This is a genomic window from Thiomonas sp. 13-64-67, assembly GCF_002282795.1.
GTDB classification, from domain to species: domain Bacteria; phylum Pseudomonadota; class Gammaproteobacteria; order Burkholderiales; family Burkholderiaceae_C; genus Thiomonas; species Thiomonas arsenitoxydans.
Genome location: NZ_NCKP01000059.1, coordinates 1 through 10,960 on the forward strand (window position 1 = coordinate 1; position 10,960 = coordinate 10,960).

At 58.9% G+C, this 10,960-nt stretch carries 11 protein-coding genes; 1 reads left to right on the forward strand and 10 read right to left on the reverse strand.

Going from position 1 to position 10,960, the window contains the following annotated elements:
* Nucleotides 1-89 precede the first annotated feature (89 nt).
* From B7X30_RS12660 to B7X30_RS12670, 3 genes are all read right to left on the reverse strand, one after another.
* A complete protein-coding gene (locus B7X30_RS12660; protein ID WP_286730978.1) occupies nt 90-278 on the reverse strand; it encodes a hypothetical protein in 189 nt (62 codons plus the stop codon).
* 71 nt (nt 279-349) lie between these two features.
* Nucleotides 350-1,120, reverse strand: coding sequence for a hypothetical protein (locus B7X30_RS12665; protein WP_286730979.1), 771 nt, complete (start codon nt 1,118-1,120; stop codon nt 350-352).
* A 44-nt stretch (nt 1,121-1,164) separates the two neighbouring features.
* Nucleotides 1,165-1,596 carry a hypothetical protein gene (locus B7X30_RS12670; RefSeq protein ID WP_286730981.1) on the reverse strand — a complete coding sequence of 144 codons (432 nt, stop codon included), beginning with the start codon at nt 1,594-1,596 and terminating at the stop codon, nt 1,165-1,167.
* A gap of 294 nt (nt 1,597-1,890) precedes the next feature.
* Here B7X30_RS12670 and B7X30_RS15800 point away from each other — a divergent pair, with 294 nt between their 5' ends.
* The gene (locus B7X30_RS15800) at nt 1,891-2,031 is read left to right on the forward strand and encodes a phage integrase N-terminal SAM-like domain-containing protein (protein WP_502694441.1); all 141 of its coding nucleotides are present in this window, start codon (nt 1,891-1,893) and stop codon (nt 2,029-2,031) included.
* A gap of 562 nt (nt 2,032-2,593) precedes the next feature.
* On the opposite strand, the gene B7X30_RS12680 is transcribed toward B7X30_RS15800, so the two are convergent.
* From B7X30_RS12680 to ssb, 7 genes are all read right to left on the reverse strand, one after another.
* Nucleotides 2,594-4,834 (reverse strand): AAA family ATPase, encoded by a 2,241-nt coding sequence (locus B7X30_RS12680; RefSeq protein ID WP_286730983.1) that lies wholly within the window; start codon nt 4,832-4,834, stop codon nt 2,594-2,596.
* Nucleotides 4,831-5,268 carry a VPA1267 family protein gene (locus B7X30_RS12685; RefSeq protein ID WP_286730985.1) on the reverse strand — a complete coding sequence of 146 codons (438 nt, stop codon included), beginning with the start codon at nt 5,266-5,268 and terminating at the stop codon, nt 4,831-4,833. The genes B7X30_RS12680 and B7X30_RS12685 overlap by 4 nt, the downstream gene beginning before the upstream one ends.
* Nucleotides 5,268-5,702, reverse strand: coding sequence for a hypothetical protein (locus B7X30_RS12690; protein ID WP_286730988.1), 435 nt, complete (start codon nt 5,700-5,702; stop codon nt 5,268-5,270). The genes B7X30_RS12685 and B7X30_RS12690 overlap by 1 nt, the downstream gene beginning before the upstream one ends.
* Entirely contained in the window at nt 5,699-7,714 is a 2,016-nt protein-coding gene (locus tag B7X30_RS12695; RefSeq protein WP_286730989.1) for an integrase, read from the reverse strand. The genes B7X30_RS12690 and B7X30_RS12695 overlap by 4 nt, the downstream gene beginning before the upstream one ends.
* Nucleotides 7,711-9,255, reverse strand: a complete 1,545-nt coding sequence (locus B7X30_RS12700; RefSeq protein ID WP_286730990.1) for a site-specific integrase — start codon at nt 9,253-9,255, stop codon at nt 7,711-7,713. Before B7X30_RS12700 ends, B7X30_RS12695 begins: the two co-directional genes overlap by 4 nt.
* Entirely contained in the window at nt 9,230-10,498 is a 1,269-nt protein-coding gene (locus tag B7X30_RS12705) for a tyrosine-type recombinase/integrase (RefSeq protein WP_286730991.1), read from the reverse strand. Before B7X30_RS12705 ends, B7X30_RS12700 begins: the two co-directional genes overlap by 26 nt.
* Nucleotides 10,499-10,632: 134 nt before the next feature.
* Nucleotides 10,633-10,960: single-stranded DNA-binding protein (ssb, locus tag B7X30_RS12710; protein ID WP_286730992.1), on the reverse strand; the 328-nt coding region annotated here is incomplete at its 5' end.

Here is a 10,960-nt window from a genome sequence, read left to right on the forward strand (position 1 = left end):
GAAAACGCCCTTCCGAGCGCTTGCAAGTGATTGATTCATAGGACCCCGGCGATTGTTTGTGGCTGCGCAACGGCTTCGAACTGTCGAACTCAGGTGCGCCGAACTAGTGCATCGTGTTGTGCCACAGTTAAGCCGTTACCCAAAGGGGTGCCGTCTTCCAGCCCGATACCAACGCCTTCCTCTAGTTGCGGCTGCGGCGGACCCCAGACAAAGATGAGAGCAACACCAAGCATGCCAAGTGCGAGGCCGATCGTGTTTAGTGCTTGAGCAGTAATCATGATTGAGGCCTAACGAAGTGAGAGGCTTGCGCGGCTTTTTGCGCAGGACCGCTCGACTGCCGGGTTGGGGCTCATAGGCCCACCTTCACACGACGAAGCAAATCAGTCACGCCCATGATGTTAAAGCGCCCGGGATAGATCACCCGAAACAACGACAGAGCGCAAACGCCCACTTGAGCCGTGGTCTTAAGTGCAGCGCTCAGTGCGCCTGAATCTTTGTCAAGGTAGTTGCTCTTGAACGCAATGCGATCGGCGCTCTTGTTGATCTGTAGTGTCTGCATAAGGGCCAGTTCATTTGGGTGCGCGCCTGAGTCAATGGTTTGCTCGTAAAGGAGTTTCGCTACAGCACCTTCCGTTGCATCCACCGCAGCAGCAAGATTTAGCATTGTTCCGATTTTGAATTCATCTTTAACTTTCCGCTTCGCTGCCGCGTCATCTTGACGTCGCAGCCAAGTCTCGCGAGACTCAGGGTGCTTTGCTAGATAAAGCCCATAGAGTGCGTTTTCCAAGCAAGACCGAAGAAGGGCGTAACTCTCAGGAATTTGAGCGCTCCAAGAAAGGCGGCAGGCGGCCAGATAATTTGAATGCGCCCGAAGTAAGAAGAAGCCGGCAAACCAGTCTGGGGAATGATTGACCCCATCGATTGCTTTCCGGTACCCAAGATCAATTTCGGACAGACGTGCGACTTCCCCTGTTTTATTTGCAAACGTCGCAAATTCATTGGTACGCGCCGCATCGAAGAACTTCGATATCTCGTTTGCTTCCCAGTTCGGTGGTGGTGGCGGAAGTGGCATTGTGTTATGAGCCCCAACGTGGAGCTGACCGGCGCTGCGCGGCTTCATCGCGCAGCGTCCAGCGACCGAAGGTAGCGAGGTCGAGCGCAGGGTTAGGAATCACGTTGGTTACTCGCGAAACCACGACGAACCCATGCTGCTATGAGGACTGCTGCTTCGATAAATAGCCATGAAACAAATGGAGCCAAGAGTAACAAAACAAGACGAAACCAACGAATCTCCGGGACTTTGGGCACTGAGGTCAGCCTTGCCCAATCAATTTCCCAAGGGAGAATCGGTTTCCCCGCCTTCTCCTGCTCGTAACGCAACTTAAACTCATCCTCTTCGGATATGACAATGATTTTGCCGTCAGGCAGTTTTATCTTGTTGCCTTCAAAGGTAAGGCCGACTGGCAAATTTTGAAAAACAAAGAAGCCTTCGGACTTTGATGAGTACTCGATAAGCGCAATAGATATGACCGCGATAAGCCACAGCATCGCTATTACGATGCCGAGGCGTCGCCAACCGTTCAGCGGTGTTCGCATTTCGTGATTCCTAACGTAATGTATACCGCAATTCCTGCAAAATAAACTGGCCCGTACGGGATATTATGGTCATCGCTTTCCTCGCCAAGTGGCTTGCAGACTGGCTTATAGACAGACTGCGCATAAACACAGATATAAATGAACCATGAAACCCGGCATACCTGTCCTGCGCTCGGTCCGCCTGCTCGATCAGTTTCGCGAGCGCATCCGGCATCTGGACTATAGCCTCAGTACCGAGAGGGCTTACGTGCATTAGGTGCGCTTTTCATTCGCTGGCACGGGCAGAGCGGGGTCATGCGGCATCCGCGCGACATGGGTGCACCCGAGGCGGAAGCCTTCTTGACCATGCTGGCCACTGAACGCCATGTGTCGGCGTCCACGCATAACCAGGCGCTCAGCGCCTTGCTGTTTTTGTACCGCGAAGTGATGGGGTGAATCTGCCTTGGCTCAATGGCGTGAACCGCCCGGCGCAGAAGCGCCGCATTCCCAGTGCGCTGACCCAGGACGAGGTTGCGGCGCTGTTCCGTTTTTGGACAGCGACATGGCCTTGCTGGCGAAGCTGCTGCACGGCACGGGCATGCGCTTGATGGAGGGGCTGCGCCTGCGCGTCAAGGACGTCGACTTTGATCGCCGCGCCATCATCGTGCGCGAGGCCAAGGGCAACAGGCGGCGTCCGCAGCATCGTTCTTGCCGCGCTTTCCCGAGATGCGGTAAGGGGTGACGAATTAGGGCGCCATCAGGCGCACCCGAGTTCAACGGTTCCGGACGTAAAAGCGAGCGATCGTTCAATGTGATCAATCAGTTAGCGCGCATTTCTTGGGGTTTCTTGTAGTGGCACGATTGTGCGCTTCTGCCAGAAAATCTGGCCGCATAAGTTGGAACTCACCGGTTTGCCCCGAGTTGTCCACCGCGGCTTGCGTTCGTCGCAAGCGACGCCGCCGCCGTGGACAACTCTGCATTTTCTGTAACTGCCCGCAGTCGCCTATCGGTTCGCTGTTCAGCCGGAGACGTCCGAACCCGGCCAACCACCTCGCTGCAAAGCTAGATCTAACGCCACGTTGCGCCCTTGAGCTTTGGGCGGGGCCTGGACTGCCCGCCGAGCCGTCTTAGCATCGCCGACAAGGATCACTTGAACTTGGGCGCGCGTGACGGCGGTGTACAGCAGAGTCCGATCCAGCAGCTTCGACGCCGACACGGGAATGATTACCCGCGGCCATTGAGACCCCTGGGCCTTGTGCACCGTGATGGCGTAGCCCAGTTCAATGTCGTCGAGCATGTCGGACGTGATCGGACGGCGGATGCTGTCGTCCCACTCCACCCAAGCCAGCTCCTGTACGGATTCCTCCTCGGGTGGGGCCGTTGCTGTCGGCGCGACCTCCACCACCCGGCCGAGGGAGCCGTTCTGCAACCCCTTCTCCCACAGGTTGCGGGTGCACAGCACAGCATCGTCGAGATTGAGCCCAGACAACTCTGGCGTCTCGAGCTCGACGTTCCAGCAGGTAACGGGCGGCTGTTCGTTGGTAAAGCGTGCTTGGCACAGATGGTTAAGGCTCTTCGTGCCGGCCGGTCCGTTTCTCAGCGGCGACAGAATCTGGCTGTTTTCGGGATCCAGGGCGTACAACTCGACCACCTTCTCTGCAAGCAACAGCTCATCGCACGGGATGAAAGCGACCGAGGCAGCTTCGTCTGCCGAGATTCCAGGCCATTGACCGGCGCGAATGGCTGAGGCCACACGCGCGATCTCCCCGCCGTAGCGCTTCACCGTCTTGAGTTCAGCGACCGGGATTGACGGTATGTTCTGAACACAATGCAGGACAAGGCCGGGCCCTACCGGCATCAGTTGGTGGGGGTCGCCGACGAGCACGAGGCGCACGTGCGCCGGCAGTGCTTCGCAGATCCGGCTCATGGAAATGATGTCCACCATGCTCGCTTCGTCGATGACGAGCACCGTCGGTCCCTCGAAAGTCCGGGGATTCAGCCCATTGAGGAAGCTCGCGATGGTCAGCGCGGGGTGGTTAGTGGCCTCCTGCATCCGCTTGGCCGCACGGCCCGCGAGCGCCACCTGCAGCACCCGAACACCAGCCTTCTCGTAGAGGCGGTAAAGCGACTTCAGAACGGTCGTCTTGCCCACGCCTGCGCCGCCGGTGATGCAGGCAAACGCATGCTCGGCCACAAGGTGCAGCGCATTGCTCTGCTCTGCGTTGAGCTCGAAACCCTCGTCCTGCTGGACGCCGGCAATAACCTCCTCTATTTCTGCAGGGGTGGCCAGGGCCTGGCTGGTACCGCCGAGTCGCATTTTGATCGCAGCAGCAACTTGGCGTTCCATCACCAGTGCGCCTAGCGGCTGCAGCCCATGATGCGTCTGTACGAAGCTCCCGTTGCTTAATCCCTCCGACAGTGCCGTAGCCAGCAGATCTCGCCAGCGCATGTCGGCAGGCGGTCGGCCTAGGAGCGGGACCACGCGGGCCATGACGTCCGATGAAAGCATGGCGGTGTGGCCATCGGCGAACACGCGATAGCAGGCCTCCTCCACCGCGCCACGCAGACGGCGTTGGTCGGTGGGATTCACGCCGAACTTCTCACTGGCCAGCCGGTCAACGTCCGCCCATTTGCCGGAGAAAGAGAGCAGTCGATACGGGTCTTCTTCGATGCGGGCCTGCGCCTCTTCGCCGAAGAAGGCCAGCACCTTCCGGCCGATGCCAGGGTCAAAACTCTGCGATTGCAGCCATTGAAGCGTCCGGGACTGGCCCTGCTTGGCCCAGGCGTCGACCAATCGCTGTGCGACGTCCCCGGTCAGCACGGCACCGATCGCTGCGGCGTCTCCGGCGTCCAGCAGGTCATACAGCCTTTCGCGGTACCGTTCCCATAGCCGCCGAGCCTTGACCGGACCAACGTGTTCGAACGCCGGGTTCTCAGCAAGGAAATTCACGATGTGCTCGCCGGACGGAAGGGTCAGTTGGGCCACTTCGGCCTCGACTTGCTGCTCGATCAGTTCGAAGCCTTGGACGACGGTTCGTCTCTCAGCTACCGGTCCGTCCACGATCCACCACTGGCCTCGCTCGACCCGCGTTGCCCCAATAGCAGACCGACATGCCTTCACGACCACGTAGGCACAGGCGTTCAACACAACGCCCGCAGCGTCGATGGGAATGCCGGTGAAGATGGCGCCGCCAAAGCCGTGAGGATCCTGGGACCGAACCTTCGTAACGCGAATCGTTATGGAGGTGGAACTGGTCACCTGGGCAACCTTCCAGTTTCGGCCAGGGCGTCCTGTAGCACCGTGTAGCGCGCCAGCAGTCGTTTGAGTTCGGTGTTCTCGGCCTTCAGACTGGCGTTTTCCTGTTCTAGGCGGGATAGGCGCGCGGCTTCCATTGCATTGCGTTCGGGGTCAGGCTGTCGCAACGGCAGAGTTCCGGGCTTGTCCTCCGCGACGGACACGACAGGTGGTAGCACGCCCCGCTCCCGTAGCGTCGACTCTAGATCGGCGAGCGCTCTGCGAATTCGCGGATTCTGGGTCAGTGCCGACTTCGCAAATCCGCACTCGGTCGCAATCTCGGTGCGCGAAAGCACACCTCGCATGACCATACTCCGAAAGTCGCTGTCCGTCTTGGAGGCCATCCAGATCAAGAACTTGTGGACGTTTTCTTCGGCTAGTTGTTGCCCGCTAGCCATCACTCCACCCCTTTGCTTCGATCCCGATTGGGCTTGGGAAGCGGCGCATTAAGCATCGCCATCGTCACTCCTTTGCGCTCGGCGTTGGTCGCCCAGGTGACGAATTGCTCGAGCAGCAGTTGGTTCTCCTGTTCAAGGCGATCAACCTTTGCTCTGTAGCGTGCGACTTGCTCCAGCGCTGCCCGAACCTGCTCGTCCCGCGGAGATTTGGCGTCGATCTTCCAAGTGCCGCTGAGCGCCTTCTTTCGCAGGGCGAAGGCGTTGGCGATCTTCGGATACTCGGCGAAGGTGAAGCGGGAGTAGGCAATGCCGGTCTTCTCCTCCACCTTCTTGAGAAGGAGATCCCAGGTGAGCTTGCCCTTCCAGTCATCCAGGGTGTCAATCACCGCCTGGATGCGTTCTTCGGTCAGATCGGGGGCGCGTGGCTTCTTCAAGACGGTTCCGTTTCTACCGCAGTTTCGAGGCGCTTGATCAGATTGATCGGCTGCAAATTGTCCGCGGTAATGAGTGGGGCGTTGGCCAAATCAAGGCGAATCCGGGTTCCTGCCGGGACCGACGGGTCGGTCAAGATGGCGAGCATCCCCTTGACACGCTCCAACGTCTTGGTCTGATGTTTTACCCAGTTGTCGGCGCCGTACTCCTCGTCGCTCAAGGCCTCCTTGGCCTGCTGCAGGAGGTATTCGGTTTCTTCCTCCAGTGATCGAAGGTTGGCCTCCTTGTGGCTTTCGCCCTTGATGCATTCCTGCTCCTCGCAGTTGATGCAGTCCCGGTACATCTGGCACGGCTCGCTGGCGAAGTTGTGCGCGCACCAGCCATACTCCGTCGTGTGCGCTGCCACCACGCCCATGCCGAGAAACTCGTTGCGGGAAATCAGGTTGCGCGAGCCGGCGACAACGAGATCACCAGTGAAGCCGGCCTTCAACGCCATGCTTATGGGGGCCTGCACTTCGTCGGACGTCCGGTGGTCGTAGGCGCGGTTCTGCCGTACGTCCTTGCGACCCGAAAAGATCGCAATTTCGGTACTGCTGAGACCCCCCATCTGAGCCAACATGTTCAGGTAGTGTCGCAGGCTGTGGCTGCGAAGGGCGATCGGTGTCCCGTCGTCCTCCAGGTAGTCAAAGCGCGCAAAAATCGACTTGCGGCTCTCGCGGCCCCCGAGCGCATTGGTGAGCACCTGATAGTCGGCGCAACCGAACATGCATAGGTAGGTTGCCCTGGTCTCGTGGTTCTCGTTGGCCCGAATGACGGCCAAGGCGTCTTTGCATAGCAGATCTGGAGCGCCTGGCACATAGGGAAAGGTAGGTGGAAGCATGGTCAACACGGCACGCTGCACTTCATCAAATCGATACCCGATGTGCCGCCCGCCGAGAGCCACTGGAGAAAGGTGATTTGTCTTCTGAGCCCAGGTGTTGGCGGAGTTGGTGGCACGCTCATCACCCCAGAGGAGCAGCGCCAGATCCGCTAGCGAAAGCACCTCCTGGCCGCGGAGGTGAGATGCGCCCTCGTGAATGAACAGGGTGTCTGGATAGGCGGTATACCAAGCAGCGATCTCGTTGGCTGGCCCCGTGACCTTGAGGAGGTTCGAGAGCGCTTCTCGCGCCAGCGAAATCATCTGTGTCGGCAGCCATTTCGTGGTGTCGTCAGCACCCTTGGATCCTGACCATCGCAGTCCCAATTTCCCAGTGAACCTGCCCTCGCCCTCAACCAGGCAGTCGCGCCTGACACGAAGCACCTCGTTGATGCGTTCCGGCGCACACAGCATCAGAGCTGTGTAGCTGGAAACCAGAATGTCCATGGGTCTCACCGCATCCCGGAAGATGCCGGCCAGCGCTCGCAGCGCGGCGGCGGATGGCAACTTGTCCTGGCGAGCCTGTAGAGATTCCTTGGAGATCCTGGAGCCCAGGGCGTTGGGCTTCTTCATGCCGTGCCTCCAAGGTTGCCGCAGCACGATGAACCCATGGGAATGCATTGAGTCGGCGATCAGTTCCAACTGTCCTGCCACCCTGTAGGCGACGTCGGGAGACAGGCGATTCCGCGCCAGTTCGACGGCCGTGTCCAGGATTTCGACGTTGACCGCAGTCGGTCGAGAGCCCTTACTCCATTCGCGCAAGGCAGCTTCCAGGCATCGAAGCGCCGTGACCCGCGGGCCGACCGACACTACGGGCCGTCTGTCCTGCAGATAGACCATAGTGGCTTTGGCGAAGTCCATGAACAGAGCCGGGAATGCGGGGATTGGCGAGGCGCTTTGGGAGGCCTCCAGCGTGCTGAACACTGCTCTGAGGAGTCCGTTCTTCCCTTTCTGGTGTCCGATGTCCCAGACGTCGGATTCAAACTGACCCCGCGCGTTCAGAACCTCGGATTGCTTGCACAACGCGACAAACGCAGCCAGATTCTCCTGGGGCCCAAGCTCGGAACGAGGGGTGAACTGAAGGATGGACGCGCTCATGCGGATGCCTCCGATTTGCGCTGTTCATACACTTGGGCGCACTCGGCCATCACCTGCCGCACAGCGAGGATCGCATCGTCGTTCACTGCCGACATACGGTCGTCATTGGAAAAACCCGAGCGTTCTTTCGTCAGTCGCTGGAGAATCTTTTCGTGCGGTGCGTCAAGCCATGGCTCGAACTTGAAGCAGGTGTAGCAAGCCACGGGCTTATTGAACTCGCAGCCTTGTCCCTTGCCGCCGCAGCTTCCTACAGGGTTCTTGGATACGCGGAAATCGATGATCCGGCTGCCGGGCGCACCTTTGTGCGTCGAGTGTTCTTCGTCCTCGACCAGCCGGCCGCGGAACGCATTCGCGAGAGGCGCGAGTTGGGCATCCATGGCATTGTCGATGTTCTCGATGATCTTGGGCGACGCCTCGAAGTAGACGTCGACGTTTTGGAGGTCAGTATGCCCGAGGCGATCGGCAATCACGATCTTGCTCGCGCCCTCTTCGGCGAGTCGGGTGCCAAAGGTGTATCTGAACCGCCTTGGGTTCACAGGAATGGGTTCAAAGTCAAGGCGATCGCTGGGTGGGGCGATAGAACCGATGGCTGTACTGAACACCCTCGAGAGTGCCTGACTCGTGCAATGGCCAAAGTACATGTCGCCCTCGGGGCGGAGTGTCTTCTGCGATCCCTTCATCATCACTTCGGCTTCAGGAAAGAGCGCCGCATCTGCGTCGTGACCTTCAGCCTTCAGCCTGCCGATGTATTCCGTGAGAAGTCGACCCGTCTGGGGGCTAAGGTCGAACACTTTGAACGACATGCGAGCGTGTGCTTCTCGCGTCTTGACCTGGGGGAGGCCCAGAGCAAAAGCTGAACCGTCGGCACGAAAGTCCTTCACCTTCAAGGATGCGTACTGGGAGATGCGACCACCACAGGCAAAGAGTAGACGCGTCAAAATGACAAACCAGAGAGCCAGTTCCCCTGCGCCGTAGGCAGCGTCCACGGCCTTATAAAGTGCGGTGTATTCGGCTTCACTGAATGGTCCCTCGACCGGATTACGGGTGCGTACAGCCGCCCCCTTCTCATTTCCAGGCTTGCGCCGTTCACGGAGATACCGGATGCACTCGGGCTCCACACCGTCCAGGCGGAGGGCGCCCCACTTCTGAAGAAGTACATTCAGGGTGCCGAGACGCCCTTTCTCATGCGCCTTCAGTCCGGCTGAATAGTTGGACACCTCCTGGGCAGTGATGTCGGTCAGGGGCGTCGTTTCTTTGCGGTTCGCAAGGAAGTGGGTGAAGGCTTGAAACAAGTTGCCAAGATGGTTTGTTGAACTCCCCTTTGCAAAGATCAGCAGGGTGTGTTTCAACCCTTCGATCAGGGTCGGCGAGTTCACTTTAATCTTGCGAAAATCCAGCACCAAACGGAACGGTCCATCCGTCCAGGTCCAGACATCGTCGTTCGGACAGAAGGCGATTCCACTTCGGGTGAAAGCCGTTTCTGGAAGCCGAATGGTGAGGGCCGAAGACGGCACATCAGTTTTCGTGTTGTAGTTTTTCATCGAGTCGTTCCTGCAGCTTCAGCGAGATTTCATTACCCTTCTTGGCCGTGTGTCGGCGGGTATACGTGGCAGCCGACTTGGAGTTCTCGCTCCATCCCTGCTGCTGGTTGCGGGCCTGCTGCTCTTCCACATCAGAGAGGCCGAGCGCGTCGGCCTGCTCAGAAAATCGCTCGTTCCAGGTGTGGCGCATGACGTGGCTGGTCAGGGAGACAGGCAGGCCTGGGCACGCATTGCGGAGTTGAACAAACAACTTATCGATGGAGGCCCCTGACAGGGCCTCACCCTCATCAGACACGAAGATCTGAGGGATCTTGCGTGCAGCCCGAATAGATCGACGGTCTTCGTTGATGTGCTGCCAGAGCGCCTTCAAGATGGAAGGCTTCAGTTCGATCTCTCTGTCGTTTGTTTTCGTGTTGGGCTGCACGGTACGAGAATCCTCGGCAGCGTCTGCACGGCGGATGATCCGGAGCTTCGGTTCACGCGGATTGAGGTCTTTAATCTGCAAACCGAGGAGTTCGCCGCGTCGCATGCCGGTGGACAGCAGCAGCACGACGATCAACCAGTTGCGCTTGCGAACGAAGCCTCGCGACCAGGGGTTGTTGGGGGAATCAGGATGCACAATGCTGACGAGCCGATCCTGCTCCTCTGAACTGAGTCCGACGCGGGCGTCGAGCTTCGCTCTCTTGGAAACGTTAGGAACCTCCGCCCGGAATGCTTCCAGCGCTTGAGCACTCTCATATTCCAGGCGTGTACGTTTTTCTGGCGGCAGAGTCGCTGCGGCATACCCGGCAACAAAAGCCAGGAAGTCCGCCATATACCTCAGTCGTGACGCTTGCGTGCCAACATCCACTGGCATGCGTTGACTCTGTTCAGTCTTGAGCCGCAACGAAATGCGGGCCATGCTGATCACGTTCGACTTTGGCTTGATCTCCTCTGCGCCTTCGTCGTCCATGTCCGCCATGCGCAGTTGCGCGAGAGAAGCAAGTCTCCCAAGATCTGGAGCGGCAAGGAATCGCCCCTCGCCAAGCCGATCCATCAGATTGATTCCCGCGCGATCCAGTTCGCGATAGAGAAGGGCCAGCGTGCAGCAAACGAAATGAATGGTGTTCGCCGCCCGGCCTTTCCTTCGGAACGAGTCCAGGTAGAGGGTTGCCTCGTGCACCGGCAGCCCATACGCAACAGTCAGAACGGATAGTCGTTCCCCGTTCCGAAAGCGAATGCGCTTGGCGATGTATCGTGCCATCAACCCACCTTTTCACGTTGTAGTAGTTAAGTCCTTGATGAAGTAGATCACAAATTTCAGTGTTGGTAAAGAAAAAAGCCCGCGCTCCAAAGGGGGCGCGGGCTTTTACCAACAAAAAAACTGTTTTTTCTGATCTAGAACGGAATGTCGTCGTCCATATCGCTGAAGTCGCTCGCCGGTTTGCTGGCGGCCGCGGCGGGGGCGCGGCTGGGGGCGGGGCGGCTGGAGGCGCGGCCTGAGTCGGTCTCGCGGTTGCGGCTGTAGCCTTCGTCGTCTGCGCCGCCGCCTCCACCGCCTTCACGTCCGCCGAGCAGTTGCATTTCTTCGGCGATGATTTCGGTGGTGTATTTCTCGACGCCGTCCTTGTCGGTCCACTTGCGGGTTTTCAGGCGGCCTTCCACATACACCGGGCGGCCTTTTTTGAGGTATTCGCCCGCGATTTCGGCGAGCTTGTCATAGAAC

Bases quoted from the DNA above. Each gene is read 5' to 3' on its own strand.
- B7X30_RS12660 (WP_286730978.1), bottom strand. From the start codon at position 278: ATGATTACTGCTCAAGCACTAAACACGATCGGCCTCGCACTTGGCATG.
- B7X30_RS12665 (WP_286730979.1), bottom strand. From the start codon at position 1,120: ATGAAGCCGCGCAGCGCCGGTCAGCTCCACGTTGGGGCTCATAACACA.
- B7X30_RS12670 (WP_286730981.1), bottom strand. From the start codon at position 1,596: ATGCGAACACCGCTGAACGGTTGGCGACGCCTCGGCATCGTAATAGCG.
- B7X30_RS15800 (WP_502694441.1), top strand. From the start codon at position 1,891: ATGCGGCATCCGCGCGACATGGGTGCACCCGAGGCGGAAGCCTTCTTG.
- B7X30_RS12685 (WP_286730985.1), bottom strand. From the start codon at position 5,268: ATGGCTAGCGGGCAACAACTAGCCGAAGAAAACGTCCACAAGTTCTTG.
- B7X30_RS12695 (WP_286730989.1), bottom strand. From the start codon at position 7,714: ATGAGCGCGTCCATCCTTCAGTTCACCCCTCGTTCCGAGCTTGGGCCC.
- B7X30_RS12700 (WP_286730990.1), bottom strand. From the start codon at position 9,255: ATGAAAAACTACAACACGAAAACTGATGTGCCGTCTTCGGCCCTCACC.
- B7X30_RS12705 (WP_286730991.1), bottom strand. From the start codon at position 10,498: ATGGCACGATACATCGCCAAGCGCATTCGCTTTCGGAACGGGGAACGA.